This window comes from Holdemania sp. 1001302B_160321_E10, assembly GCF_015552275.1.
In the GTDB taxonomy this organism is placed as follows: Bacteria; Bacillota_I; Bacilli_A; order Erysipelotrichales; family Erysipelotrichaceae; genus Holdemania.
This window is the reverse complement of sequence record NZ_JADNEM010000022.1, coordinates 40,326-66,546: the sequence shown is the minus strand read 5'-3', so window position 1 is coordinate 66,546 and position 26,221 is coordinate 40,326. Positions and strand designations below refer to the sequence as shown.

The 26,221-nt window shown below is 50.1% G+C and carries 22 protein-coding genes, 1 pseudogene and 1 other annotated feature; of the genes and pseudogenes, 11 read left to right on the top strand and 12 right to left on the bottom strand.

Going from position 1 to position 26,221, the window contains the following annotated elements; translation table 11 throughout:
- Window positions 1-60: 60 nt before the first annotated feature.
- The 4 genes from I2D94_RS13210 to I2D94_RS13195 all read left to right on the top strand — a co-directional run bounded on the left by I2D94_RS13210 (window position 61) and on the right by I2D94_RS13195 (window position 3,199).
- Window positions 61-858: a helix-turn-helix domain-containing protein gene (locus I2D94_RS13210; protein WP_002578724.1), complete on the top strand. Its 798-nt coding sequence runs from the start codon at window positions 61-63 to the stop codon at window positions 856-858.
- A gap of 24 nt (window positions 859-882) precedes the next feature.
- Complete coding sequence (locus I2D94_RS13205; protein ID WP_002578723.1) at window positions 883-1,653, top strand: nucleoside phosphorylase; 771 nt, start codon at window positions 883-885, stop codon at window positions 1,651-1,653.
- 24 nt (window positions 1,654-1,677) lie between these two features.
- Window positions 1,678-2,454 (top strand): aminoglycoside nucleotidyltransferase ANT(9), encoded by a 777-nt coding sequence (ant(9), locus tag I2D94_RS13200; protein WP_002578722.1) that lies wholly within the window; start codon window positions 1,678-1,680, stop codon window positions 2,452-2,454.
- A gap of 199 nt (window positions 2,455-2,653) precedes the next feature.
- Window positions 2,654-3,199, top strand: a complete 546-nt coding sequence (locus tag I2D94_RS13195) for an AAA family ATPase (protein ID WP_002578721.1) — start codon at window positions 2,654-2,656, stop codon at window positions 3,197-3,199.
- A 738-nt stretch (window positions 3,200-3,937) separates the two neighbouring features.
- Here the strand turns inward: I2D94_RS13195 and I2D94_RS13190 are convergent.
- From I2D94_RS13190 to I2D94_RS13155, 8 genes and pseudogenes are all read right to left on the bottom strand, one after another.
- Window positions 3,938-4,078: pseudogene (locus tag I2D94_RS13190) on the bottom strand (multiprotein-bridging factor 1 family protein); the annotation flags it as partial.
- Window positions 4,079-4,490: 412 nt separating this feature from the next.
- Window positions 4,491-6,350: an ATP-dependent zinc metalloprotease FtsH gene (ftsH, locus tag I2D94_RS13185; RefSeq protein WP_195397250.1), complete on the bottom strand. Its 1,860-nt coding sequence runs from the start codon at window positions 6,348-6,350 to the stop codon at window positions 4,491-4,493.
- Window positions 6,347-6,781 (bottom strand): MarR family winged helix-turn-helix transcriptional regulator, encoded by a 435-nt coding sequence (locus I2D94_RS13180; RefSeq protein WP_072685314.1) that lies wholly within the window; start codon window positions 6,779-6,781, stop codon window positions 6,347-6,349. Before I2D94_RS13180 ends, ftsH begins: the two co-directional genes overlap by 4 nt.
- Before the next feature lie 112 nt (window positions 6,782-6,893).
- A complete protein-coding gene (locus I2D94_RS13175; protein WP_195397242.1) occupies window positions 6,894-7,460 on the bottom strand; it encodes a hypothetical protein in 567 nt (188 codons plus the stop codon).
- A 130-nt stretch (window positions 7,461-7,590) separates the two neighbouring features.
- Window positions 7,591-8,160, bottom strand: a complete 570-nt coding sequence (locus tag I2D94_RS13170) for a hypothetical protein (protein ID WP_195397240.1) — start codon at window positions 8,158-8,160, stop codon at window positions 7,591-7,593.
- Between the two features lie 165 nt (window positions 8,161-8,325).
- A complete protein-coding gene (locus I2D94_RS13165; RefSeq protein ID WP_195397239.1) occupies window positions 8,326-9,612 on the bottom strand; it encodes an ABC transporter permease in 1,287 nt (428 codons plus the stop codon).
- Complete coding sequence (locus I2D94_RS13160; protein ID WP_195397237.1) at window positions 9,599-10,318, bottom strand: ABC transporter ATP-binding protein; 720 nt, start codon at window positions 10,316-10,318, stop codon at window positions 9,599-9,601. Before I2D94_RS13160 ends, I2D94_RS13165 begins: the two co-directional genes overlap by 14 nt.
- On the bottom strand, window positions 10,315-11,985 hold the full coding sequence (locus I2D94_RS13155; protein ID WP_195397236.1) for an HlyD family efflux transporter periplasmic adaptor subunit: 1,671 nt from the start codon (window positions 11,983-11,985) through the stop codon (window positions 10,315-10,317). Before I2D94_RS13155 ends, I2D94_RS13160 begins: the two co-directional genes overlap by 4 nt.
- Before the next feature lie 252 nt (window positions 11,986-12,237).
- Here I2D94_RS13155 and I2D94_RS13150 point away from each other — a divergent pair, with 252 nt between their 5' ends.
- Window positions 12,238-14,520 (top strand): diguanylate cyclase domain-containing protein, encoded by a 2,283-nt coding sequence (locus tag I2D94_RS13150; RefSeq protein ID WP_195397234.1) that lies wholly within the window; start codon window positions 12,238-12,240, stop codon window positions 14,518-14,520.
- A 270-nt stretch (window positions 14,521-14,790) separates the two neighbouring features.
- Here the strand turns inward: I2D94_RS13150 and I2D94_RS13145 are convergent, their stop codons facing one another.
- Window positions 14,791-15,819 (bottom strand): MerR family transcriptional regulator, encoded by a 1,029-nt coding sequence (locus I2D94_RS13145; RefSeq protein ID WP_195397226.1) that lies wholly within the window; start codon window positions 15,817-15,819, stop codon window positions 14,791-14,793.
- Window positions 15,820-16,123: 304 nt separating this feature from the next.
- Between I2D94_RS13145 and I2D94_RS13140 the strand changes: the two genes are divergently transcribed.
- The 3 genes from I2D94_RS13140 to I2D94_RS13130 all read left to right on the top strand — a co-directional run bounded on the left by I2D94_RS13140 (window position 16,124) and on the right by I2D94_RS13130 (window position 20,552).
- Window positions 16,124-17,938: an FAD-dependent oxidoreductase gene (locus I2D94_RS13140; RefSeq protein ID WP_195397224.1), complete on the top strand. Its 1,815-nt coding sequence runs from the start codon at window positions 16,124-16,126 to the stop codon at window positions 17,936-17,938.
- A 230-nt stretch (window positions 17,939-18,168) separates the two neighbouring features.
- Window positions 18,169-19,044 (top strand): DUF89 domain-containing protein, encoded by an 876-nt coding sequence (locus I2D94_RS13135; RefSeq protein WP_195397222.1) that lies wholly within the window; start codon window positions 18,169-18,171, stop codon window positions 19,042-19,044.
- Window positions 19,045-19,139: 95 nt separating this feature from the next.
- Entirely contained in the window at window positions 19,140-20,552 is a 1,413-nt protein-coding gene (locus tag I2D94_RS13130) for a S10 family peptidase (RefSeq protein WP_195397220.1), read from the top strand.
- 181 nt (window positions 20,553-20,733) lie between these two features.
- On the opposite strand, the gene I2D94_RS13125 is transcribed toward I2D94_RS13130, so the two are convergent.
- Entirely contained in the window at window positions 20,734-21,294 is a 561-nt protein-coding gene (locus I2D94_RS13125) for a YdeI family protein (RefSeq protein WP_195397218.1), read from the bottom strand.
- Window positions 21,295-21,385: 91 nt separating this feature from the next.
- Window positions 21,386-21,703, bottom strand: a complete 318-nt coding sequence (locus I2D94_RS13120) for a hypothetical protein (RefSeq protein ID WP_072685304.1) — start codon at window positions 21,701-21,703, stop codon at window positions 21,386-21,388.
- A gap of 186 nt (window positions 21,704-21,889) precedes the next feature.
- Between I2D94_RS13120 and I2D94_RS13115 the strand changes: the two genes are divergently transcribed.
- On the top strand, window positions 21,890-22,330 hold the full coding sequence (locus I2D94_RS13115; protein ID WP_195397217.1) for a hypothetical protein: 441 nt from the start codon (window positions 21,890-21,892) through the stop codon (window positions 22,328-22,330).
- Between the two features lie 142 nt (window positions 22,331-22,472).
- Here I2D94_RS13115 and metG read toward each other — a convergent pair whose 3' ends face one another.
- On the bottom strand, window positions 22,473-24,401 hold the full coding sequence (metG, locus tag I2D94_RS13110; protein ID WP_195397216.1) for a methionine--tRNA ligase: 1,929 nt from the start codon (window positions 24,399-24,401) through the stop codon (window positions 22,473-22,475).
- Window positions 24,402-24,437: 36 nt separating this feature from the next.
- Window positions 24,438-24,646, bottom strand: a binding site (T-box leader).
- A 138-nt stretch (window positions 24,647-24,784) separates the two neighbouring features.
- On the opposite strand from metG, the gene I2D94_RS13105 reads away from it, so the two are divergent.
- Window positions 24,785-25,573: a prepilin-type N-terminal cleavage/methylation domain-containing protein gene (locus I2D94_RS13105; RefSeq protein WP_229056882.1), complete on the top strand. Its 789-nt coding sequence runs from the start codon at window positions 24,785-24,787 to the stop codon at window positions 25,571-25,573.
- Window positions 25,574-25,677: 104 nt separating this feature from the next.
- Window positions 25,678-26,070 carry a DUF1344 domain-containing protein gene (locus I2D94_RS13100; protein WP_195397214.1) on the top strand — a complete coding sequence of 131 codons (393 nt, stop codon included), beginning with the start codon at window positions 25,678-25,680 and terminating at the stop codon, window positions 26,068-26,070.
- Window positions 26,071-26,221: the final 151 nt, after the last annotated feature.

The following is a 26,221-nucleotide window of genomic DNA, read 5'->3' as shown; positions in this document are numbered from 1 at the left end:
GGAAATTGCATTTTTGCAATCATTCTGTATAATGGAAGTATGCGGAGGAGGTGCGTATCTATGGCTTTACCCGGAACACCCGGACAGCGGATTTCCGATTTATGCAACGGGAACCACATCACACAAAAGGAACTTGCGGAGAAGATAGGGGTTTCCGCTTCCCAGTTGAGCCGCATTGTCAGCGGCGAAACGAGAACGGTCAGCAGTGATATTCTCATAGGCGTGGCAAAGGAATTTAAGGTATCGACAGACTACATACTGGGCTTATCCACCGTGAGCGTCCGTAAAAGCTACGATATTTCTGAATTAGGCTTGTCCGAGGGAGCCGTGAGGGGGCTCGTGACGGGTGCTGTTGATGTGCAAATCCTCAACCGCCTGTTGGAACACAGGAATTTTCCTAAGCTGATAGATTTGATACGGATTTATTTTCAGGACACAGCGGCAAAAGGCATAACAGCAAGAAACCAGCTTATCGAGATAGCAACGGCTTCCCTGTCCGACCTGATGAAAGAACACCCGGAACACCGGGCGGAAGCAAAGCAGGATTTACAGCTTTTGAACGCCCAGAAGATGGGGGAACATGAGGCGGAGATTGAGAAAATCAAAAATGTGTTCCTTGCTATCCTGCGGGATATTAAGAAAGACATTGACAACGGGGAACAGCCGGGAGAAGCTGTGACCGCCGCGATGTTCCAAGCCATGCGGGACGCATTGGCGGAACAGAAGCAAAACCCGCTTTCCATTGACGATGTAGCGGCGATGGTTGCCGGACAGATCGGACAGCTTACGCCGATGGATGAAGAAACTGCCGACCTGTTCAAGCAGTTGGCAAAAAAGATGATGAAAGGAATAGAATAATAGCCTGTTATTCGAGATAATAATATGCCATTAGTAAAGCATGACTACCCTGTTTTAGAGTACGATACCGCATCAAAAGCTGTTTTTCAGCCGGGAAATGGGAAAAAATGTTTTCCTGCAAAAGCAGTGTTTGCTTTTTTAGGAGACGAGGTTGAAAATTATGCACATACCCATGATGGAATACAGATAGATGAATTTGAAAGTGCAACAAGACGATATCCTATTTATGAATGTCTTTATAATCAGGAGAAAATATGTCTATGTCCGGCTCCTGTGGGAAGTGCTGCTGCCGTCCAAGTTTTAGAATATTTAATTGCAGGGGGTGTAACAAAGATTATTTCCGTCGGCTCCTGCGGCGTATTGGAAGACATCCCGGAAAATAGATTTTTGATACCTGTTTCTGCATTGAGAGATGAGGGAACATCTTACCATTATCTTCCTCCCTCCCGAGAAGTAGAGATTTCAAAGGCTGGTATAAATGCGATTGAATCTGCTTTAAGCCAAAAGAATATACCATATTGGGAAGTTAAAACATGGACAACAGACGGTTTTTATCGAGAAACAGTAGAAATGGTTCAGTATCGGAAAGAAGAGGGATGTCAAGTAGTAGAAATGGAATGTTCCGCATTGGCGGCGTGTGCAAAATTTAGAAAAGTTACATGGGCTATGCTGCTTTTTTCAGCCGATACTCTTGCAGACCCTCATAAATACCAAGAAAGAGAATGGGGAAAAACAAGTATATCCATAGCCTTAGAATTAGCCTTAGACGCTGTTTTATCAGTTGTTGAGGAGTAAAAATAAATACATATAGGAGTTACAATGAATATAAATGAATTTCCACAACAAGTAAATCAAGTTATTTCAATAGCAGAAACCATATTACAAGGTCAAATATTGGGGATATATTTATATGGTTCAGCAACAATGAATGGGCTGCGTCCAGATAGTGATATAGATATACTGATAATTACTAAACAAGAATTGAGTAATTCAATCAGAGCAGATCTAACAAAGCAATTATTGAAAATTTCTGGCTCCGTAGGCTGTATTGAAAAAAGACCTTTAGAGGTAACTATTATCAATCAATCTGATATTGTTCCGTTGCAATTTCCGCCAAAATGTCAGTATATGTATGGTGAATGGCTAAGGGGAGAGATGGAAGCAGGAGAATATCCGCAAGCCTGCAATGACCCAGATATAATGATTTTATTATGGCAAGCAAGAAAAAATAGCATAACTTTGAAGGGGGCGGAAAGCAAAGAGCTTATTCCCGCTATCCCATTTCACGAAATTAAAAAAGCAATTCGGTTTTCTTTACCTGGTTTGATTTCCAGCTTTAAGGGTGATGAAAGAAATGTGTTATTAACCTTATCACGAATGTGGTTTACTTTAGTAACAGAAGAAATCACGACAAAAGATGTTGCCGCAAAATGGGTAATTTTAAAATTGCCGGAGAGATTCCCCCCCCTGCTAACAACGGCAAAGGAAGCTTATTTGGGAAATTTGTCTGATGAATGGGAGACAGTAGAAAAGGAAGCGATGGCACTTGTAGAATATATGAAAAAACAAATTGAGGAATTACTTAGAACAGAGTAGCAAAGTTAGCGGGGCCAATCAACGGTCAAGATGAACGGCGCATAAATGCGCCGCCGTTGACAGTCCCGCCCGTCTTTGCTGATGGGCAATCAAGGCGGGAAAGCCCTAAAATGGCTTCCCGCCCATTTCAATCTTGAGAGAAGAAACGCTCCAAAACCAGAAAGAGAGCGGTAAATCTGAATTGCGAGGGAGAATGTAGATGAATCAAGGAAGAATTATTGTGATTACAGGTTCGCCGGGAACAGGAAAGACAACAACTGCGTCGATTGTCGCAAAAGAATCGAACATGGATAAATCTGTGCATATGCACACAGACGACTTTTTTCATTATTTAAGCAAAGGAGCAATACCGCCGCATTTACCAGAGTCCAACGAACAAAATTTAGTTGTCATTGAAGCCTTTTTAGAAGCTGCAAAGCGCTATGCCCGCGGCGGATATGATGTAATTGTAGATGGAATTGTCGGGCCGTGGTTTTTAGAACCATGGAGAGCCCTTGTTCGAGAAGATTATGAAGTACACTATATTGTTTTAAGAGCCAGTAAAGAAGAAACTATGAAACGAGCTGTGGAACGCTCAAAATTAGACAGAAAAACAAATGTTGAATTAGTAGAAACAATGTGGGAGCAATTTTGTAATTTGGGGATATATGAATCGAATGTTATAGAAACGACAACCTATTCTATCCAAGAGGCTGTTTTTGCAGTAAAAGAAAAAATTTCAAGTGGAGCCGCATTGCTATCTTAAACGATTTCTAAAAATCGAAATTTCATTTATCAGAGAAATAGCAAAGGCAGCCAAGCCAGTCAACGGTCAAAATGAACGGCGCATTTCATGCGCCGCCGTTGACAGTCCCGCCCGTCTTTGCAGATGGGCAATCAAGGAGGGAAAGCCCTAAAATGGCTTCCCGCCCATTTCATTATGAGAAAAGAAACGCTCCAAAATCAGAACGAGAGCGGCCAAGCACTTTGAGGGATTGGCCGCCTTGTCCACCCATTCAGCGGGACGGCGGGTGGCGGTCAAGGCCGGGTGTAAACCCGTTCATTTCAGCCTTGACGGTTGCCCGCTGTCCTGTTACTTTTCCGGGAGTGTAGCCACAACTTCGGGACACTTTGTCCACAAGTCGGAGCGTAGGACGAGGGACGGGGGCTTTCATATACGCCCAGTCTGCTGTTGAAACCAGACCTGTGCTTACGGCTCTACGCCACGCAAGCACAGCCCTGTTTTCCTGCCGCTTCAAATGCCCTTGCCCTCCCCGGCGGCAACGGCATTTTCACGGCAACGCCGACAGAGCGTATAACACACTACACTTTGCTTCGCAAAGTCGTGTGCCAAATGGGGGCGTTGCCCCCTTTGGAAACCCCCACAAGAAAAGGCGGTACGCTACCCCTCCACGGGGCGCATACCGCCTTTTCTTGTTATCCAGCCCTCCGGCTGTATCGGTTGAGCAAAAGTCAGCGTGGGAATGGTGTGGTATCTTTATCTAAGTGATACCCCGCGTTCCCATTTACTGACCGCTTTATCTGAAATCATGAGCTTCTGCGCCAGATCTTTTTGCGTCATTTGTTTCTGTCTTCGCTGATCGGCAACGAACGCCCCGAATTGTTGCTTATCTAATTCAAACATAACTTCCTCCTCCTGCCGTTATTTTATAACAGAAGTTGAAAAACATCGACCGACAGGTGGTTGAGTTGTACTATTCCCGGGTTTTTAGCAGGAGATCAACCGAAAAGATCAGGCGTGATTTTTGAAAAGAGAGCTGAAGTCTGCCAAACTTGACATTCAACTTCCACTCTTCTAAAACTTGTTATTCCTTAGAAAGACAAACTGACCAACCTGAAAATTTGCCTATCAGGTTTTGAAATTATTATAGAAAAATAAGAACAGGTATCTTCTGAATATCAATATTCCTTGTACGCAATTTTATCATGCGAATTCAACTAAAACCTGAATAAATTTATTCAGGCTGTAAATAGCTTATACAAAAAGATTGAACCCCCGGCATGCCATGATGCCCTAGGTTCAATCTTTCTTTTCTTTATTCCACGCTCGGCTGCGGCAGCGCCTTCAGCTGTTGATGCCGGCTGAAGATTTCCATGAATTCCTCCCCGGTAATCGTTTCCTTCTGAAGCAGGTATTCCGCTTCCTCATGCAGCAGCTGCGCGTTGTCCTCAAGAATCTTCCGGGCTTCCGCATGCGCGTTCTTGATGATCGCCATGACTTCCTTGTCGATCAAGGTCGCCGTTTCATTCGAGCACACCAGCGATGCGTCGCCGCTCAGATACCGGTTGTTCACCGTTTCCAGCGCCGTCATGCCGAACTGATCGCTCATGCCCAGCTGGGCCACCATCGCCCGCGCCAGCCGTGTCGCCTGTTCGATATCGTTGGACGCGCCGGAGGTGCAGATATTGAACATGAATTCTTCCGCCGCCCGGCCGCCGGTCAGCGTGCGGATCTTGTCCAAAATCTCATCCTTGCTCATTAAGACGCTTTCCTGCTCCGCCACCTGCATCGTATACCCCAGCGCTCCATTGGTATGCGGGATAATCGTAATCTTATGCACCGGCGCGGAATTCTTCGACACCGCGGCCACCAGGGCGTGACCAATTTCATGATAGGCGATAATCCGTTTTTCCTTTTCGGAAATAACCGCGCCTTTGCGTTCCTTCCCGGCGATCACCGTGTCGACCGCTTCGTCAAAGTCGTGCTGCATGACCTTGGAATGACTGTTGCGCACTGCCGTTAACGCCGCTTCGTTGACGATGTTCGCCAGCTCTGCGCCGGAAGCGCCGGAGGTTGCCAGGGCGATCGTACGGTAGTCGATGTCGCTGTCGACGACGATATCCTTGACGTGAACTTTCAAGATTTCTTCGCGGCCCTTTAAGTCCGGAAGTTCGACAGGAATCCGCCGGTCGAACCGCCCCGGTCTCAACAGTGCTTTATCCAGCGTTTCCGGCCGGTTGGTCGCCGCCAGGATGACGACGCCCTTGCTTCCATCGAAGCCGTCCATTTCCGCTAACAGCTGATTCAATGTCTGTTCGCGCTCGTCATTGCCGCCCATGCCGTTGGCGCTGTCGCGTTTTTTGCCAATCGTATCAATCTCGTCAATGAAGACGATGCACGGCGCTTTTTCCTGTGCCTGCTTAAACAGATCGCGGACCCGCGCGGCGCCCATGCCGACAAACATCTCCACAAATTCCGAACCGGAAATCGAGAAAAACGGAACGTTCGCTTCGCCCGCCACCGCCTTGGCCAACAGCGTCTTACCGGTGCCCGGCGGCCCGACCAGCAGCGCGCCCTTCGGCATCTTTGCGCCCAGCTTCTTATATTTATCCGGGTTGTGCAGGAAGTCGACGATCTCGCTCAGCGCTTCCTTCGCTTCATCCTGCCCCGCGACGTCCTGAAACGTCTTGCCCGTTTCCGCCGACACATAGATTTTCGCGCTGGATTTCCCAAACGTCATCGTGTTCGCGCCCATTTTCTTCGCCAGCTGTTTGGAAAACAGCTGACCGACGCCCAGAATGACGATGATCGGCACCAGCCACATCAACATATCCATTAAGAAGGAATTCTGCTGCGGAATGACCGCGGTGTACTTTGCGCCGCTCTGTTCCAGCCGCTCTGTCAACGTTGCATCGTTGGGCATAATACCGGTTACGAACACATTTTTCCTGTTGTCCTTAATCGTGTAGGCGATCTTGCCGGTCTGGTTGTCCACTTCCACCTCGTCGACCTGTTTTTCTTCCAGAGCGGCGATCAGGTCGCTGTATCCGACTTCCTTGATCCGCTGGTTCTGGATCATCGGCGTCACGAACAAATTGAACGCCATCAGCGCGATCATCATCACGAAATAATAATAAATTAACGGTTTCTTGTTTTTTGGTTTTTCTGCTTTCATAAATCCTCCCGATCCAGGAACTCGTTTAACTTGCGTAACCCTGAATTGATTTCATCCAGTTCCTCCGCTGTCATTTTCAGCGAAATCTGATCACTTTGAAGCGCGATCTGATGATCGCAGTCGCGGATCAGCTGCAGTGATTTCTCCGACAGACAGATCCGTACCGTGCGCTGATCCTGTTGGGAACGCACGCGATGCAGAAAGCCGTTGCGTTCCAGCCGCTGACAGATCGCGGAGATATTGCTGACAGTCATGCCGGCCGCTTCCGCCAGATCGCAGATTCGCTGCCCATCTTCTTTAAACAGCTCGATCATCACGACCGCCTGCGGGCCGGTCAGTCCCAACGGTTCGTACAGTTCCTTCAGGCAATGATGCAGGCGCATATTAATCTGCCGCAAAAGCGACATCATTTCCATGACTTGCTCGCTCATAAATCCTCCATTTCTAAATATTCAATGCATTGAATATCTATCTGTTGAAGATTATAGTTCCAGTCCTGGTTTCTGACAAGCCTTCTGCCTCACTTCACACAATCTCACAAATTCACTCCATTTTTTCCGGCAGATCTTCCAGCCGCACTTTCCGTTCGCCGAGCTTCTCCGAGAACAGGATTGCCGGATTCTGCGTTTTTAAAAACGCCATGACGGTCTGAGCGTCTTGATCGTGCTGCAGCTGGATCAGGGTTGTCCTGCGGCCCCGGGCATTAATCTGCAGCTGGCATGGGGCGTACAGCTTCTCCGACTTCCGCAGCGGCACCTGCGCATAGCTGCACATTGTGATTTCATCATAAGTCCCCTGGACGCCCTGCCTGTTAAACCAGGATATCCAGCGGTCTTCGAGAAAGAACGTCGTATCGACCTGCCGGTAAAGCAGCCGCTGTGGTCCCCGCAGGCTTTGGGTAAAGCGCTTGACCTGCCCCAGCTCATGCACCGCCTGAATTAAGCGAACCGCCAGTGCCGCCAGGAAAACGACGATGAACAAGCTGACGTAAAGCGATTGACTGATCCAGGCCAGAATGGCCGCTGCAACCAACAAAAATAAATAGAACATCAGCGCCCGGCTGTGTTTTTTGACGATCTGTTTCTGTATGAGTTCCGTGATGTGTTTCATCACCATCACCTCCGTTATTGTCATTGTATCATATTTTTCTTATTTCTCGTATTCATTATTCTTTTCTTATACAGATTCCGGAAAGTGTACAAAAAAACCGGAGGATTGTGAACATCCATTTCCCCCGGTTTCATTCATATTCAGGCAGTTCCGCCAGCGTCAGCGGTTTGGCTGGGATTTCGTAATAGACGACGATCGCCGGATTCACGGTTTTGAGAAACCGCAGCACGTTCATACAATCGTCCTTGCGTTCCAGCGCAAGAACGGTATAGCGCTTGTCGCGGCAGTTGATCTGTAATTTCCAGCTGCGTTTTCGGCTGTCAAATTTCATCCGTGAATTTTCGTTGATCTGATTGAGATAACAGTTCTTGATCTGTTCGTAACGCACGCATAAGCCTTTTCCGCGGTACCAGGAAATCAGCTTGTTGGGCAGAAAAAACGTGTTGTCCGCCTGCCTGCACAACGGCAGGGATTCGCTCAGATCGAGATCCCGGACAAAGCGTCTGGCGCGCACCTTCTGAACCCATGCTTCCAAGCCGGCCAGACCGTCGATGATCAGACTGGCAAAAAACAACAGCCACAGTGTACCGCTGAAAAAAGAAATCGTCAGCGTCAACAAATTGAGCGTCAACGCGAAGCCCAGCTTCTCCCATGGTTCCGCCATGGCTTTGCGAATTAAACCAGCTTCGATCCGCTTCATGATCGTCATCTCCTTTTTCTTTATTATAACAGGAAACAATAATCAGGGTTCTGGTCTTTCTGGTAAATTCACAATTCAATTCGGAAATTGGACAGTTCTTACATCTTTGACTTGCATTCAGACTTCATGAAATCCGCTATGGTTCAATCGAACTGAATTTTCCAATTATTCATAGCGCAGCGCGTCGATCGGATCGAGCTTCGCCGCTTTGTTCGCCGGATAGTACCCGAAGAAGACGCCGATCACCATACTGAAGCCGACCGCCAGGGTACAGGCCGCAGCCGACGGCTTGGCGGGATAACCTAACAAATTCGCCGCGCCTGCGCCCATCGCCACGCCTAATAAAACACCTGACAGTCCCGCGATCATGCAGATGATCATCGCTTCGATGATAAACTGGATTCGGATTGCCAGGTTCGGCGCGCCCAGCGCTTTGCGGGTGCCGATCTCACGGGTTCTCTCGGTGATGCTGACCAACATGATATTCATAACGCCGATCCCGCCGACCAACAGACTGATCGCCGCAATGCTTGCAATCGCGACCTTGACGGTATCCAGCATCTCGGTCATCGTTTCCAGCATTTCCTTCATGCTCGACGCGGAAATGGTATAAGAATCGTTATGCGTGTAAAAGCTGGTGAAGAACGCCTCGGTATCGCTGAGCAGCGTATCGACATCCTCGCCTGCCGCGCCGACGACCGTGACGGACTGATAGCCCTGGCTGGCCTGAGTGATTTTCTTTGCCGTGGCAACCGGAACATACATCGAGGTCGAAAGGTTATCGCTGTCCGAGAGCGCCGCCATCATGCTGCTGGAAGTGTCATAATGGTAAATTCCGACGACATAGAACACCTGCACGCCGTTGTTGAGGCTGACCTCCAGCTTTTCGCCCATCGCCTTCTCAACGGAACCGTACAGCTTTTCCGCCAGATAATCCGAGATGACGGCCGAGCGTTTAGTCTGCGTATTGTCCTTCTCATTGATAAACCGGCCTGTGATCATATCCAGATCCTCGACGGTCAGGGCGTCGGGATTAACGCCGCTCACGCTGACGCTGCCGGATACCTCGGCCTGACTGATCGTGCCGCTGCCGATATTCTCTGAGCAGGATAGCGCTGTGATCCGGCTGCCGAACAGTGAGCGGTATTCCGTAATCATCGCTTCCGAGATCAGATCTTCCTCATCGGGATTGCCTGGGCCGAACATCAACACCCGGCCGCCGCCATAGCTGTTGGAAGACGCGCTGCTTTTTTTCTGCAGCGATACGGTGATGTTGCTTGCGCCCATCCCCGACATACTGTCGGTGATCGAACCGGTCAAGGAGTCGCCGACGGTCATGATCGCGATGACGGCGCTGATGCCGATGATGATGCCCAGCATCGTTAACAGCGAGCGCATTTTATTCGCTTTCAGGCTGGACAGCGCCATCCGGATATTATCAAGCACACCCATGGACGCCCGCTCCTTTCCGAACGTTGACGATCTGACCGTCGCGCAGCGTAATCACGCGCTGGGTTTCCTCCGCCAGCTCGGGATTGTGGGTGATCAGCACGATCGTTTTGTGTTGTTCCTCGTGCAGCTTGTGAAACAGATCCATGACGACCCGGCTGGTCGCCGTGTCCAACGCGCCGGTCGGTTCATCGGCCAGGATCAGTGAAGGATCGTTCGCCATCGCCCGGGCGATCGCCACCCGCTGCTTCTGGCCGCCGGAAAGCTCGTTGGGCTGGTGTTTTTTCCGCTCGCTCATCCCGACCAGATCGAGCAGTTCTGCCGCCCGTTGGGATCGCTCGCGGGCCGGCATCCCGGCGTACAGCATCGGCAGCTCGACATTTTTCAGCGCGCTCATCCGGCCGATCAAATTGAAGGTCTGAAAGACGAAGCCGATCTGGCGGTTGCGAATTTTTGCCAGTTCTTTATCCCCAGCCGTCTGGATATCGACGCCATTGAGCTTGTAGTGGCCTTCCGTCGGCCGGTCCAGCGCTCCCAGAATGTTCATCATCGTCGATTTGCCGCTGCCGCTTTCGCCGACGATCGCGACGAACTCGCCCGGTTCCACTTGCAGGTCGATGCCGTGCAGAATTTCAAGCTCGTTGGGCTTGCCAATGGAATACCGCTTGACGATGCCCTGCATCACGATAACAGGCTGAGCCGGACTCATCCGTTGCCTCCCCGGCCGCCTGGCGCTCCGCCGCCGTTTCCGCCCGGTCCGCCGGCAGGCATCTGACCGGCAGGCATTTCTCCGGAAGGCATCGCCCCGCCCATGTCGATCTGCATGCCGCCGTTCATCTGAACCGGTTCGCTGCTTTCGCTGCCGCTCACCTGAGCTTGTTTTGGGTCTGCGCTGCTGCGCACCTCCATGCCCTCGCTCAGTTCAGCTGAGCTGATTTCCACATAATAGTCGTTTTCCTCCCCGGTGGTCACGACGACTTCTTTAAAGATGGCGTCACTGCCGGAACCGGATTCCTTGACGAACACGATGGATTCTCCGGCGTCATTGGTGCCGATGGCGTCGATCGGAACGACGAAGACGTTATCCACGGTGAACTGGATAATCTCCACCGTGGCGTTGATGCCGACATAGAGTCCGCTGTTGGGCGTCGTGACTGTCACCTCGGCCGGGAATCCGCCGTTTTGCGAAGAAGCGGTTGGCGAGATTTGTGTCAACGTCCCTTCGATTTCGCCTTCGGTGGCGTCCGTCGTAATCTTGGCGTTCATCCCCAATTCGACGTTTTGAATTTCATATTCCGGAATCGTCACCGTGATTTTCAGCGCGTCTGTGTCCTGAATTGTCGCGATCGTCGTGTTGTTGGTCGCCATTGATCCGACTGTGACGTTGATCGCCGTGACCTTGCCGGCGGTTTTAGCAGTCAGCGTGCAGTTTTCCTTCTTCTCATACAGATCGTCGAGCGTATCGCTGGAAGAAGCCTTCGTGACGGCTTCTTTGGCGTCCTCGACTTTCGTCTGCCAGCTGTCGCGGTTATTGCGGGCTGTATTCCAGGCGGTAAGCGCGGCGTTGTAGGCGCTTTGGGCTGTATTGTAAGCCGCCGCCAGAGAGTCGTAATTCATGGCCGATTGGGCGGATTTGAGATCCTGCTGAGCACTGTCGGCTTTCGCTTTCGCGTCGGCAGAGGTCTGTCTGGCCGTGTTGTAAGCCGACCCGGCAGGGCAGGCTGTATCTTCCAGACCCGTGCAGGTCCCCTCGCTGATCGCGCTGTTCAACGTGGAAAGCGCCTGATTTTCCGCTTCCACCGCACTTTGATAAGCCGCCTGTGCCTGATCGACATTGGCCTGGAACGCATCGACAGAGCTGCGCGCGGATTCATACGCCGTCTTTGCGCTGTTCATTGCGCTTTCCTTCTCTGCCAGCGTGTTCCAGGCACTGTCTGCATCGCTTTGCGCCCAGGACAGATTTTCTTCTGCCGAAGTCAGTGAATCCTTCGCGTTGTCGATGTTCTCCTGTAAGCTTTCCCGTGTCTTCTCAATATTCTTGTCGATTTCCTCTGTATCCAGAACACAGATGATATCTCCGGCTTCCACCCAGTCTCCGACCTGAACCGGAATTGATTTGACCGCCAGCGCTTGATTGGTTGTCACATTGGAGACCGACGCGCTTTCCACCGTGCCGGTCAGGCTGATCGAATTGTTCAGCGTCGTCTTTTTCAGCACCGTCGTTCGAATAAACGACGCCTGCGTTTTGTTTTTTCGGGTTGTCCCCTGACGGGAAAAATAAAAACCCCCCGCCCCAGCCAGACAGAGACCAATCGCCAGGATCAGCGTTTTCTTTTTGGTCCAATGCAGGGATTTCAGTGAGAATCGGAATTTCATTTCATCACGCTCGCTTTCCACACTCTAATAAGCATCGCTATTCTCCCATGGGAATGTGAATTGTTTTTGAATAGTTCATGATAGTAAACTGAATTTCCGGCGAAGCTTTGGCGAAGACCGCAGATTCCCTCGTTTTTGAGTTCTTTCGACAAAGATTGCATTTTAGCCTTTCCGCTCTTTTGCAAAGTTGGGAAATGGTGTACACTTAGGATAATGAACATATCGCTTAACGTTGAAGAAAGGATCGTCCACATGAACAATTCGGAATTCTCTGGCGAACCGCAGGTTTTTTCCCTCATTCAGGCGTTATTTGTCGACAACGACTGGAACTGTTTAGAATCGCTGCTGGATGAAAACGTCCAATGGCACGCCACAGAACCGCCGCAGGACTATGCTTGCCGCGAACAAGTCCGCAGCCATATTGAAAATCAGATGTCGCGGCATCACGAAACCTTAATCTGTACGACGACGCCGATCAGTTCGGTTTTAAACGAACGGTACTGTTTGACCACCGTTAAGGCCCTGCTGCAGGGAGAAGAATGTCATTCGCTGATCCTGACGCTGATCCGCGACCAAATCCGCGGGAAATTCTGTTTCGTCCAGATCAGTCCGGCTCAGATCGCTTCCAGCGCTTATCAAAATCAGGAATTGTCGTTAACATTTCTGCCGGATCAGATGCCGGGCGGTATTTTTCACTGCTTGTTCGACGAACCGCTGACGCTCTTGCAGACCAGCGACAGCTTCCTGCAGCTGACCGGCTACACCCGGGAAGAAATCCGTTCTGAGCTGCACAACAGCTTCCGCGCCTTGATCGATCCGCGTGATTTTGAGAATACGCTCGCCGAGGTCCGCGAACAGCTGCGTCATGGCTGCGATAAGGAACTGCAGTTTCGGCTGCTGCGCAAAAACGCCGAGCCGATCTGGGTCCTGGATAAAGGCCGCTATCTTCAAGACGAATGGGGGCGGCAGTATTTCTGCTGCATTCTGGTCGACATCTCCGAATCCAAGCGAATTGCCGAGGAATTCCGATTAAGCCTGCAGCGTTATGAAATCATCATGAACCAGACGCAGGATATTATTTTTGAATGGAATATTCCGACGGATGAACTCACGTTCTCCGAGAACTGGAAGCAGTATCTGGGATATCCGCTGCAGTTGACGGTATCCGGACTGCTGGATGAAAAGAATACGAATTTTTATCCGGAACAGCGGCATTTATTCACTGATTTGTGCTGCCAGATCCGCGCCGGCCGAGCCTACATCGAAGATGAACTGCAGCTGCACAACGCCCAGCATCAGCCGGTCTGGTTCCGGATCCGCGTGACTACGCAGCTGGATGAAAATCAGAAACCCGTCAAGGCGATCGGTATTCTATCCAATATCGACGAAGAAAAACGACGGTCGCAAAGACTGCTGGAGAAGGCGCAGCGCGATCCGCTGACGCAATATTATAATAAGGAGACGGCGCAGACGTTAATTCAGGAATGGCTGGCTACCCAATCGACGCAGAATGCCTTAATGATCATTGATATCGACGACTTCAAAAGGGTCAACGATACGCTCGGCCATCTGTTCGGCGACGCCTTCTTAATCGAAGCGACGTCCCGGATTCGCCGGCTGTTTCGCAGCGAGGATATCCTCGGCCGGGTCGGCGGCGACGAATTTCTGGTTTTCATGAAAAATATTCCCTCCAAAGAACAGGTGGAAAAGAAGGCGCGGCAGATTATCGACGCCTTCCAGTCCATTGAACTGCGCAATCAGAAGATCCTGAAAGTATCCTGCAGCGTCGGCATCGCGATGACCTCGCCCGTCAATCCGGATTTCCATTACTGGTTCCACCGTGCCGATCAGGCGCTGTATTCGATGAAAAGCAAAGGCAAGAACCAGTTCGCTTTTTACAATCAGCTGGCTGATGAGAACGCGTTTTTCCCAATGGTGGAGGGCGCGTCGGCCGTCAATGCCCGGATCGATTCCAACACGAGCAAAACCGACGAGACGCCGCAGATCAGCGAATTCATTTTCAACAAGCTTTACAACGCGCAGGACCTGGAACGCTGCATTCAGGAAATTCTGGGGATCATCGGCCGGCATTTTGACGTCAGCCGCGTCTATATCTTTGAAAACAGCGACGACGATCAGTTCTGTACTAACACGTTCGAATGGTGCAATCAGGGCATTCCTGCGGAAAAAGAGAATCTCCAGCACATTTCCTATCAAGAAGACCTTGAAGGCCAATATCTGAAAAACTTCGATGAAAATGGAATCTTCTATTGTCAGGATATTCACACCCTGAACCCGGCGCAGATCCGCCTGCTGGAACCGCAGAAGATCAAATCCATGCTTCAATGTCTGATCAAGGACCGGGGCCGGCCGCGGGGCTACATCGGCTTTGATGAATGCCGGGAAAAGCGGCTGTGGGATCAGGTTCAGATCAACGTGCTGACCTATGTCGCGGAAATTCTCAGCGTCTTCCTGCTGAAGAAACGGGCGGAAGACCGGATTCAGCAGCTGGAATCCCGAATCAAAATAAAATAAAAAAACTCCCGTGCCGCCGCTTCAAGGGCTGCGTCCCCGCCTGTCTGGTCAATCCGGAATTCCGGATCCATGGCAAGCGTGCAAAGGCATGGAGTTTTTATTTTGGATAAGCCGTTATCCATTGAACAGTTATCCATTGAACAGTTATCCATTGAACAGTTATCCATTGAACAAACGTAAGGAGTAAGCGTAAAGAAGACTGCTTTTAGAAGTCAGGCATCTTCAGTTTCCGCACAGAGTGACAGGAAAAAACAAAAGAACGATGAGGCACTAGCTTTCCAGCAGCCGGCGCTGCTGATCGAGCGGCAAAATCATATACAGGCCCATTTCAAACGTGTAAAAGCTGACCAGTCCCGGATACCCGTTGAGATCGAGCTTCCCGTCCAAAACCAGCAGCAGACGCCGGTAGAGTTCCTGTTCCGTGCCTTCGAGCAGTTCATGGCGCACGCTGGCCGCCAGCCGCTGCATGTTTTTAGTATAAGTCAGATACTCGCAGTTATATTCGCCGATCAAATCGCCTAATGGCCCGTTGACAAAGCGAACCAGCGGCAGCGTGACTTTTTCATAGTTCATTTTCCAATACGCCTGATCCAGCGGATTTTCAGCCATCTTCCGCAGCTGATCAAGAACCTGCCGCTTCAACTTCGCAAACAACGCTTCATCCATCGTTAAGATGGCCCGGGCGGCATAATAGCGCAGACGTGCATCGTTTTCAATTTGTTCAAATTCCAGCGCATAAATAATCCGGGCGACATAACGCAGCGATCCTTTCAGATCCTGCTGCGCCTGCTCGGTAATCTTTCCCCACAGAAACAGCCTATATTCGCTTTTCGGCACGTTTAAAAACGAACTCCAGATAAAAATTGATATCATGCGGGCATCCTGATCCGGGCAGACCAGATCAAGCATCGACTGATCCGCCTCGCTGGGCGCCGTCGGCCGGCTGATCTGTTCCGTCAGATCGTTAACATTGTACTGCGGCGGCAGTTCCGTCAACAAGGAGGACAACGACCGAATCAGCCCCAGCTGCCGCAGCAGCTGCATGCGCAATCCGGCAAGCTGCTTATGCAGACAAAAATTCGTCATGCTTGGATGACTGATCAAATTCTCCACTTCACCCACGGGAATATTATATTGCCTTAAAAAAGCGATGATCCGCAGACTGTCGACATCCGCCTCGCTGAAATCCAGATAATTATTTTCCGCGCTGCGGCGGGGATGAATCAATCCCTGGTCAATATAAAAGTAGATCGCTTTTTTGGTCAGACCGGTCTGCCGGCAGACTTGTTGAATCCGCAAGGGAATCACCTCTTCTCTCTCTGAATCGTTATCCCGGTTCCTGCCGAAAACTGCCGGCTGGCGCAGTAATAGCGCATCGGATCCCAAATGGAGAATAGATCCGGAAATCAGACAACAAAACCATCCTCTTAGGGAACGGTTTTGTTCGGATTATTCTGTGAAAGCGCTGTAAATATTCACATAGTTGTCCTTTTTCTTCATTATACACTAATCTTTGACCGCATAAAAGTAGGGATTGACCTTCCTGCGACAGGACATTGTATAATCACTTTGCGAAAGCCTTAACAAAAAGGAGTGGAAAGAAATGAAGAAACAAGCAAGCAAGTTTGCGGCGCTGCTGATGTGCGGAGCGATGGTTCTGTCGTTAGCAGCCTGCGGCGACAGTGGTAAGAAAACCGAACCAACCCCGGACGCAGCCGCCAAACAGACCTACACAGCCGGCACCTACACGGCAGCCGCGCCCGGCATGAAGGGCGACGTCACCGTGGAAGTGACAGTCAGCGAAGACGCGATTACAGACATCGTCGTCAAAGATCATCAGGAAACCTACGGAATCGGCTACGGCCTGGAAACTTCCCCGGTTGAAGTTCTGCCGATGCAGATTGTTGAAACTCAGTCGTTAGGCGTCGACAACATCACCGGCGCCACGATCACCACCGCGGCGATCAAAACGGCAGTGGCCAGCGCTGTGACCGAAGCGGGCGGTGATGCGGAAGCATTGAAAAACGTTCCGGTTGAGAAGACAGCTGAAGATGTCACACTTGATGCAGACGTTGTCATCGCGGGCGCCGGCGCAGCCGGTCTGGCGGCCGGTATCGAAGCTTCCCGAGCCGGCGCGAAAGTCGTCATTCTGGAAAAGCAGGGCGTTACCGGCGGCGCGACGACGCGCAGCGGCGGCAAGCTTCTGGCAGCCGGCACTGAATGGCAGAAGAAACAGGGATATGAAGACACCCCGGATCAGTTGCTTGAATACATGAAAACCATGGCCGGCGCCGATCAGCTGGATGAAGCAATGGTCAAGGCATTCTGCGACAATTCGGTTGAAAACATGACGTGGCTGGAAGACATGGGCGTGATGATCTACGACGTGGAAGCCATCCATCAGTCGCTGACGCCGTGGCGCGTTCATAACACGACCAATGCGGCAGGCCACCATGGCGGCGGCATGACCGACGGCTTCGGCGGCAACATCACAGTGCCGATGACGGAAGAATATCTGAAAAACAACGGTGAGATTTTCTACGGCACCACCGCTGATACCATCCTGAAGGATGCGGACGGGGCGATTATCGGCTTAAGCGGAACCAAAGCTGACGGCAGCAAGGTGACGGTCAATGCTAAAAACGTCATCATCGCTACCGGCGGTTATGCCAGCAATCGTGAAATGACAAGCCGGTATGCCGCTTCGATCGGTGATAAATACGCGACAGGCGTTCCGGCCGGCAACCTCGGCGACGGCTTGAAGCTGGGCGAACAGGTCAACGCCAAGATTTTTGACGCTCCGGAAATTCAGACAGTTTACCTGAACTACTATTCCGGCGTCGGCATCAACGAAGAAGCAGGTCTGATCCTCAATGGCAACGGCGAACGGGTTGCCAACGAATATACCTATATGTATCATGTCGCGGACGCGATCTTCAAATCGGGAACGGATCACGGCTGGTACATCGCCAGCGCGAACGAAACCGCGCCGACTGTCCAGTATGCGCTGACGCTGGATTCCACGCTGAAAGCTTCCTCACTGGAAGAACTGGCAGGTTTAATGGGCGTTGACGCCAAGGTTCTGACGGATCAGGTTACCCGTTACAACGAGCTGTGCGCCAAGGGTGTTGACGAAGACTTCGGCAAGCCGGCGGAAAAGATGATCCCGATCGAGGGTGACACTTACTATGCCTTGTCGATGAATCCAAGCGTTACCGTCAGCTTCGGCGGATTGACAACGGACATCAACGCTCAGGTTCTGGATACGGAAAACAATCCGATCCCGGGTCTGTATGCGGCAGGCGAAGTTGCCTTCACCGGACTGTTCGGCGACGAATATCCGTGCTGCGGCATGGCCATCGGCGGCGCTGTCTATTATGGACGGATCGCAGGTCAGCTGGCTGCGGCTAACAAATAATCCAACGTTTAAAAATATTCAAAGCGGCATGTGTCCGGCGGATTTCCCACGGATCTGCCGCTTTTTTATGGCGTCAGTCCCATGACGTCCACCTGATGTCATGGCAGGTAGTTCAGACTGACTCGCTTAACGCGTCAGTCTGTCAGCTGACAGTCCGGGGTTGCCTCTTCCAATCTGGTTCCGGTATACTCAAACCAGAATCTGACAAAAAAAACGAAAGAAGGTAAATCATGAAAATCCAGGAAGCATGCCTGCCCTGTCTGGTATCGTTGGGCGTCCGCTGCGCCGCCCTGATCCCCGCCGCTTCCCGTCCCGCTTTCTACCGCGATTTTTTCCACACGCTCGCCAACGTTGATTTTGATCAGCCCGCGCCTTTGGCCATTGGCCTGCTTTACCGCCTGATCAAGCAAAAAGCAAAAACCGGAGATCCCTACGCTTCACTTCGAAAACAGGTCAACACACAGGTGGCGGCAGAAATCCCGGCGCTGATCAGGCGAATCCGCTCGGCAGTCGATCCGTTTGCGGAAGCACTGCGGCTGGCTGCGCTGGCCAACAGTTTCGATTTTAATCCGCTTCATCAGCCAGATTTCACGCAGATGCTTCAGGATTTCCAACATGTCCTTCTGGGTTCCTATTCAGCCTTTAAGGAAACGGACACTTTCCAGCAGGATCTGATCCGGGCGCAGACCGTTTTGGTGTTGGGCGATAATTTTGGCGAAGTGATGATCGACAGGCTGCTTCTGGAACAGATCCGTATTTTGAATCCGAAACTGCAGCTTTATTATGCCGTGCGCGGTTGTCCGGTTGTCAACGATGTAATCGCTGCCGATGCTCGGCAGGCTGGAATCGAACGATGGGCAACAATAATAAGCAGCGGCGACGATACGCCCGGCACGCTGATTGCGCGAACTGGCGCAGAATTCCAGACCGTTTACCGTCAAGCCGACGTCCTGATAAGCAAAGGTCAGGCCAACTTCGAATGTCTGATCGATCAGCCGGATAAAAACCGTTACTTCCTGTTAAAAGTCAAATGTGCCGTTCTCGCGGAACACACCGGGCTGCCCTCAGGCACACTCGCCTGCATCCACGCTCCCGTTCAGTTATAGCGCACGTTCGCTCTGAACCGACTTCCCTGCTTGTCATCCGCTTCCGCCGTGGTGTATACTAAAAATTAAGCAATCAGAAAGTGGGGGAGAAATCCATGAGAATTGAAGAATGTCTTGAAAAGTCCCGTTTTGAATCGCAAGGCTCGGTCGTTTTGAACGGTCAGACGATCCCATACCGCACCGTCAGCGAAGATAATTTCTTTGTCGATGAGGAAGGGCAGCCGACCGCAACGATCTTTTCTTACGCGTATTTCCGCAGCGATGTTGCGAATCCGGCAACCCGTCCGGTTTTGTTCGCCTATAACGGCGGTCCGGGGTGCTCCAGTTTGTGGGTCCACGCCGGACTGTTTGGTCCGCGGCGCGTCAAGCTGGAAGATGAGCTGCATCTGCCGACCGTGCCGCCCTTTGAGCTGGAAGACAATCCGCATTGTCTGTTGGATCTGTGCGACATCGTTCTGGTCGATCCGGTGGGCACCGGCTTCGGACGCCTGATTCAGGAAAAAGCGCGCGCTGAATTCTATGACGCGGATGGCGACGTGAAGGCAATGGCGATGTTCATCGAACAATGGCTGACCCGGTACAACCGGCGCAACAGCCCGATCCTGTTAGCGGGCGAGAGCTACGGCACCGGCCGTTCGGCTTTGTTAGCTGCGGAGCTGATGGGCGCGGGGCCGGTCAAACCGGATACGCTGGGGCTGTCCGTCAGCGGCATCATGCTTTTGGGCAGCACGTTCTTTGAAGCCAATCCGGCAGAACCGTCTGCCGTGAATCTGATCACGATGGCGGCAACAAATCACTATCATCATCCGGAAGGCAAACCGGATCGGGATGCTTTTATCGCTCAGGCCTTCGATTTCGCCAAAACAGAATACCTGAGCGCCTTGTTTCAGGGCGACGCGCTGCCGGAAGCAAAACAGGCGGCCATCGCGGAAAAACTGACGTATTTCACCGGCATTGAAACCGAGTTCTGGATTCGCCATCATCTGCGGATTGATATGCAGAAGGAATTTGCGCATCTGTTGTTAAAGGATCAGGGACTGGCCGTCGGTTTCTATGACGGCCGCTATACCTGGAAAGACGATCCGGCGATCCGGGATGCCAACGTCATTGCGGATGATCCGGCGATGGGCCAGTACACGCCTGCCTTCCAGACCGCTTTCGCGCTGATCTGCAAGGAGCTGAACATCAGTTTCAACCGCAGCAGTAAGGGACTGGTCTTCGACGTCAACGAAACGTGGCAGCGAAAGTCGAAATCCTCGCCGGCTCAGGCATTAGCCGGAGCGATGCGGCGCAATCCGAAGCTGCGCGTCTTCTTTGCCAGCGGTTTGTACGATCTCTGCACGACGGCCGGCAACGCCCGTTATCTGGCAACACATTCCCATTTAGATCCAAGCCGGGTTATGATCGGTGAATATCCGTCGGGTCACATGGCTTATCTGGGGGAAGAAAGCGCGAAACTGCTCGGAGCGGATATGCGGGCATTTTTCACTCAGGCGATTGGAAAATGAGAAGTCAATTTTGATTTGTGCATCAACCGGTCAATTCGTTTTAAAGTCTTGCGAAAGACTGGCGTTCTTTTGACGCCAGTCTTTATTTAATACCGATCCGCCGGTTCTTTATAGCCCATGAGAAAACGCTGCCATTGAATCTGACAGCGTTTTTTCCTGCTTGTTTAATTTTACTTCTCTCTCACATCGGTTTTAAGTTCTTGTTCAGCCGGTCAACGATCCAGGCGATGCGCTTAACCCGCCCGGCTTCGGTTTTAGGATCCAGGAAAGCGCGGGTATATGTTTTTTTAACCGACATGGACATCGCCAGGAAGTTGGAATAAGCTTGGGGATAAGCTTCCAAAACGGCGGAAAGCGACGCAATTTGTTCCTCGGTGACCGCCGCCGGTTTCGGCGCGTCCCATTGTCCGTTCGCTTTGGCTTCCGCAATCTTTTTCCGACCTGAATCAGTCATCCGGCCTTGTTCTTCCAACATTTGAACAAGCTGCTTGTTTTTTTCCGACCACTTACTCTTCCCGCGGCGCTGCGAAAAGTATTTGCGATACGTTTTATCGTCAAGGCTCTGCATCTGACCGTCAATCCAGCCGAAACAAAGCGCTTCTTCCAGCGCTTCGCCCGCTTTAATCGTTTTCGGCCCGCCTGCCTTGCCCAACACCAGCCAGATGCCTTCCTCAGATAAGCAATGGTCTTCCAGCCATGCCCTGAATTCTCCGCGCGTGGCGAATTGAAGTGTGTCGTTCATTTTCTGATCCTCCATTTCCAGCTTTTCATCAAGCGGACATCAGCGCTGTCCCTGCCGCGCGTTTTCTTCTTTTTTGAATCTGATTGAAAGTTCAATATTCCTGCGATGAAACGGAAACCTGACAGAATTCAAAATATTTTTTAACCGCTGTTTTTAAGGAAGCCAACCCGTTGTACCAGTCTGATCCGGCCTTGAAGTTTAAGGAACAGCGCAGCGGACGATGTTTCTGCCAGTCTTCCGTTGTATACGTTAGTTGATCCAGCAGGGAAGCACCCCCGTCTTTTCTGAATTCTAGATCAAGACTGACGTCCAGATTCTTTTCCACGCGCCGGCAGCGCTTGATATAGTTCTGAACGACAGCTTCGGAAACCAATGTACGCAGCCATTTTGCATAATCGTCAATCCGCATGAGTTGATCCTCTCTCTCTCTGTTGGTTTGATTATATCATGGAAGTTCGTCGCCGGCTTATGATAATATAAAGTCAGAAGTCCTGTCTGACGGTCGCTCGTTAAACACGGCTGCAAAGGTTCTGGATGCAAAGTCAGCTGACCGGCAGGATATTTACAAGAATTCACTTCGCCGAGGAGGATAAAAATGAAAAAAAGTATCGGCCTGAGTCTGAGTTTCATTCTCTTGTTTCTTGGATTTTGCGGCTTTAAAATCAAAACGACGGTTTCTTTAGAAATGCTCATTGCCAATTCCAGGATAATCAGCCTGACCTATTGTGAAATCATAACCAGCGATACAGCGTGCGAGCCGATTGAAATCACTGAGGAAGATACAATCAGGGAGCTCAGTCTGCTTTTTCAAAAAGATCGTTTTACCCGTACTCTCTTCTTTTCTCAGAAAACCGCTCATGAAATCCCCGTAAGAACAGGAAAATTGTTTCTCAGCGATGGAAATCAGACCTGGAATCTTGAGATCTACGGCGATCATACTCTTCGCCTTAACTATCAGGCTTATTCGACAGGATGGTTCAGCAATTCGACGGATTCCCTGCTTGATCGGATCGAACAGATTTACACGCAGTATTGAAAAACGGAAATTCGCAAAATTTTTTACAGGTGATAAAATCAACGTCATCACTGGCGATCACCATCAAAAAAAACGCAGCGTGAGAGAGCTCTCTCATTCTGCGTTTTCTTTTTTCTTTATTCCAGCAAGGAATTCCTGAGACTTAGCGAACCGTGCTGCCGACCGGCAGCTTTTCAACGGAGAGCACCTCGATCTGATCCTCGCCCATTCCGGCTAAAATCATGCCTTGTGACTCGACGCCTCTTAACTTGGCCGGCGCCAAGTTGGTAATGACGACGACTTTCTTACCGATCATCTGTTCCGGCTTATAGCTGCCCGCGATCCCGCTGACAATCTGCCGCGGCTTTTCTTCACCGATGTCAATCTGAGACACCAACAGCTTATCCGCCTTCGGATGCTTTTCGCAGGACAGAACCTGTCCGACCTTCATTTCAATCTTCGCAAAGTCGTCGATCGTGATCTGCGGCTTCGCCGGCTCCGCTGGTTTTACCGGCGCTTTCTTCGGCTGTTCCGCTTCGATCTTTTCCAGCATTTCCTTTTCGTCAATTCGCGCAAACAGAATCTGCGGCTTCGGCGTTACGTGAATCCCATCTTCCAGCTGACCGAAAGTCAGCACGGAATCATAGCTGCGCTGCTGCGTATTGAGCTGATCGAGAATGGCTTTCGACGTTTCCGGTAAATAACTTTCCAACAGAACGGCCGCAATCCGGATGCTTTCCAGCAGGTTATACAATACGGTAGCCAGACGATCTTTCTTCGTTTCATCCTTGCCCAGCGCCCACGGCATTGTTTCGTCAATATATTTATTGCTTCGGCGCAGCAGAGCGAAAATCTCGTCGATCGCATCCGCAACCCGCAGCTCGTCCATCTTTTTCTGAACATTCGCCGGCGTCGCTTTAGCCAAGGCGATCAGTTCGTCATCAATCGGATCGCTGACGTTTGCGTTATGGACTAACCCGCCGAAATACTTATTGGTCATCGACAGCGTGCGGTTGACCAGATTACCGAGGATATTCGCCAGATCGGAATTGATCCGCTCGATCATTAATTCATAGGTGACCGTGCCATCCTGGGCAAACGGCATTTCATGAAGCATGATGTAGCGCACGGCGTCGACGCCGAAGTAACGAACCAGATCGTCCGCATAGATCACGTTGCCCTTGGACTTGGACATCTTGCCCTCGCCCACTAACAGCCATGGATGACCGAACACCTGCTTCGGCAGCGGCAGATCCAGCGCCATCAGCATGATCGGCCAGTAGATCGTGTGAAAACGCAGAATATCTTTGCCGATCAGATGAACATCCGCCGGCCAGTAATGCTTAAACTTTTCGCCATGATTGCCATCGCAGTCATAACCCAGACCGGTGATGTAGTTGGTCAGCGCGTCGATCCAGACATAGACGACATGCTTCGGATCAAAGTCGACCGGCACGCCCCAGGTAAAGGATGTCCGGGAAACGCAGAGATCCTGTAAACCCGGCTTGATAAAGTTGTTGATCATTTCGTTTTTGCGGGATTCCGGCTGAATGAATTCCGGGTGGTCTTCGATATGCTTCAGCAGGCGATCCGCATATTTGCTCATCCGGAAGAAATAGGCTTCTTCCTTCGCTTTTTCAACTGGCGCACCGCAATCCGGACATTTCCCATCGACGATCTGGCTTTCGGTAAAGAATGATTCGCAAGGCTTGCAATACCAGCCCTCGTATTCTGATTTGTAGATATCGCCCTGATCATACAGTTTCTTAAAGATCTTCTGAACCTGCCGCTCATGATCCGGATCGGTTGTCCGCATAAATTTATCGTAGGACGTATTCATCAGATCCCAGATTTCCTTGATCTGCCCTGCGACCTGATCGACAAACTGCTGCGGCGCTACGCCTGCGGCTTTGGCTTTGTCTTCGATCTTCTGACCGTGTTCATCGGTTCCGGTCTGGAAGAAAACATCGTATCCCAACATTCTCTTATACCGGGCAATGCTGTCGGCCAGAACAATTTCATAGGTATTGCCGATGTGCGGCTTGCCCGACGTGTAGGCTATCGCCGTTGTAATGTAATATTTTTCGCTCATGATAATTCCTCCTTTTTGATAATAAAAAAACGTCCCTGAAAGGACGCTGATTTCGCGCGGTACCACCTTACTTCATATCTTTTCGATATGCGCTTGCTTCTTAACGCGAAGTCACGTCTTATCCTACGCTGTTCGGATAATCAGTTCCAAGACCATGTTCGCTTCTGTTTTCTGTCCTGCTTTCACCGACTCAGGCTCTCTGATTCAGAAAATGGAGAAGCTACTCTTCTTTTCTCTACCTTTACGTTCTTAATTATAGTCACAGAAACTGCCGATGTAAAGCCTTAATCTCGTCTGTCAACGCTTTTTTCTTACGATTGTTTCACTGGTTCTCAATCGCTAAAGCATGATATAATGGTTATCAAAGAGGGATGTGTATAATTATGCAAAAACAAAAGAAGCGCGGTTTCACATTAATCGAGTTAATCGTCGTCGTTGCGATCCTGGTTGCTTTGTTACTCATATTGGTTCCAAGACTCACAGGCTTTACGTCCACTGCGGCTGAAGTCCAGTGTCAGCAGACACGGCAGAAAGTCATGGAAATGTACAATGCTTACCAGATCAAAGGTGAACCGGTGTCGATTGGGGATTTATTAAAGAACAAAGATGATGAATATTTTATTTCCACACCGAAATGCGCGTCGGGAGGAAAATTGACCGCAATCGAAATTAAAGGTGTCGTTACCTTAATCAAATGTTCAAAACATGGCAGCATTGCCAGCGATAATCTGGATTACACGCCGAAAGGAATTCAACAAACGATGATTTCCATCATGCAGGAATTTGTAAAAGATTCAGATCTCATGAAAGAATGTATTGGTTATATGAATAACGATCAAATACGTAAGTTTATGAAAAATGAAATTTATGGAGGGGACTGGCCTTCTTTGGAAAAGGGAGTCGTTGAAACAGCGAAATTGCCATCAGGGGACTATAAGATCCAAATCTGTTTCAATCATAAAAGCTCCTATAATAATCCTACCATGGACAATGCGATCATCTATGCTTCCACAATTCAAGAAGGAAATTGGAATACACGTCTTATTTATAATCCTGATAATAATAAATGGTATACCGGGTCTAATAATATTCAAGTAATGAACAGTACTTGGGATGATATTTGGACTCAAATGCAGGCTAATAATTGGAAGCCTGTCGAATACAGCGAATAAAATTATGACAAATTCATGACATTTCCTGCTTCCTTCAATTTTTTCCTTTTTCAATTTCTCTAATCTTATAGTATCACCCAAAAGGATACATGGAGGATAAAGAAATGAAAAAGATAGTGATGATCATCTTAACCGCAGGTCTGTTATTCGGGGCTGCCGCTTGCCAATCCAAGGAAGACAAAACAACGCCGACACCGGAAGCAACGTCCAGTATGCCGGAGGCAACGCCGGCGGATAAGCCAGAAACCACAGAACCGACAATGGCTCCCGAAGCGAAACAAGGCGAAGAAAAAACCATCACCGGAAAAATCAGCGATATCAAAAATGTCATGTTTATTCTGGATGATGGAAAAGACGCCTATGTTTTCCCGATTGATGAAAATTTCAAAATGGAGGGTATCAAAGATGGTGATCAGGTAACAGTCACCTACACAGGCGAACTCAGCGTCACCGGCGATACTGAATTTACTACCGTCAAAGTTGAAAAAGCAAACTGATCCGAAGAACTTTACTTACGAACAGATGAGGATGAACTACTCCTCATTTTTCTTTGTCTCCTTTTAGAAATTTGATAGTCAGCAAAACGAGACCGGAATAAAATAAAGAGTATGAATTTCTCTTTCTTTTCCGTATGAAAATATTTCTTAT

Coding starts and splice junctions, on each gene's coding strand:
- I2D94_RS13210 (WP_002578724.1), top strand. CDS start 61: ATGGCTTTACCCGGAACACCCGGACAGCGGATTTCCGATTTATGCAAC.
- I2D94_RS13205 (WP_002578723.1), top strand. CDS start 883: ATGCCATTAGTAAAGCATGACTACCCTGTTTTAGAGTACGATACCGCA.
- I2D94_RS13195 (WP_002578721.1), top strand. CDS start 2,654: ATGAATCAAGGAAGAATTATTGTGATTACAGGTTCGCCGGGAACAGGA.
- ftsH (WP_195397250.1), bottom strand. CDS start 6,350: ATGAAAGCAGAAAAACCAAAAAACAAGAAACCGTTAATTTATTATTAT.
- I2D94_RS13180 (WP_072685314.1), bottom strand. CDS start 6,781: ATGAGCGAGCAAGTCATGGAAATGATGTCGCTTTTGCGGCAGATTAAT.
- I2D94_RS13175 (WP_195397242.1), bottom strand. CDS start 7,460: ATGAAACACATCACGGAACTCATACAGAAACAGATCGTCAAAAAACAC.
- I2D94_RS13170 (WP_195397240.1), bottom strand. CDS start 8,160: ATGAAGCGGATCGAAGCTGGTTTAATTCGCAAAGCCATGGCGGAACCA.
- I2D94_RS13165 (WP_195397239.1), bottom strand. CDS start 9,612: ATGGGTGTGCTTGATAATATCCGGATGGCGCTGTCCAGCCTGAAAGCG.
- I2D94_RS13160 (WP_195397237.1), bottom strand. CDS start 10,318: ATGAGTCCGGCTCAGCCTGTTATCGTGATGCAGGGCATCGTCAAGCGG.
- I2D94_RS13155 (WP_195397236.1), bottom strand. CDS start 11,985: ATGAAATTCCGATTCTCACTGAAATCCCTGCATTGGACCAAAAAGAAA.
- I2D94_RS13150 (WP_195397234.1), top strand. CDS start 12,238: ATGAACAATTCGGAATTCTCTGGCGAACCGCAGGTTTTTTCCCTCATT.
- I2D94_RS13140 (WP_195397224.1), top strand. CDS start 16,124: ATGAAGAAACAAGCAAGCAAGTTTGCGGCGCTGCTGATGTGCGGAGCG.
- I2D94_RS13135 (WP_195397222.1), top strand. CDS start 18,169: ATGAAAATCCAGGAAGCATGCCTGCCCTGTCTGGTATCGTTGGGCGTC.
- I2D94_RS13130 (WP_195397220.1), top strand. CDS start 19,140: ATGAGAATTGAAGAATGTCTTGAAAAGTCCCGTTTTGAATCGCAAGGC.
- I2D94_RS13125 (WP_195397218.1), bottom strand. CDS start 21,294: ATGAACGACACACTTCAATTCGCCACGCGCGGAGAATTCAGGGCATGG.
- I2D94_RS13120 (WP_072685304.1), bottom strand. CDS start 21,703: ATGCGGATTGACGATTATGCAAAATGGCTGCGTACATTGGTTTCCGAA.
- I2D94_RS13115 (WP_195397217.1), top strand. CDS start 21,890: ATGAAAAAAAGTATCGGCCTGAGTCTGAGTTTCATTCTCTTGTTTCTT.
- metG (WP_195397216.1), bottom strand. CDS start 24,401: ATGAGCGAAAAATATTACATTACAACGGCGATAGCCTACACGTCGGGC.
- I2D94_RS13105 (WP_229056882.1), top strand. CDS start 24,785: ATGCAAAAACAAAAGAAGCGCGGTTTCACATTAATCGAGTTAATCGTC.
- I2D94_RS13100 (WP_195397214.1), top strand. CDS start 25,678: ATGAAAAAGATAGTGATGATCATCTTAACCGCAGGTCTGTTATTCGGG.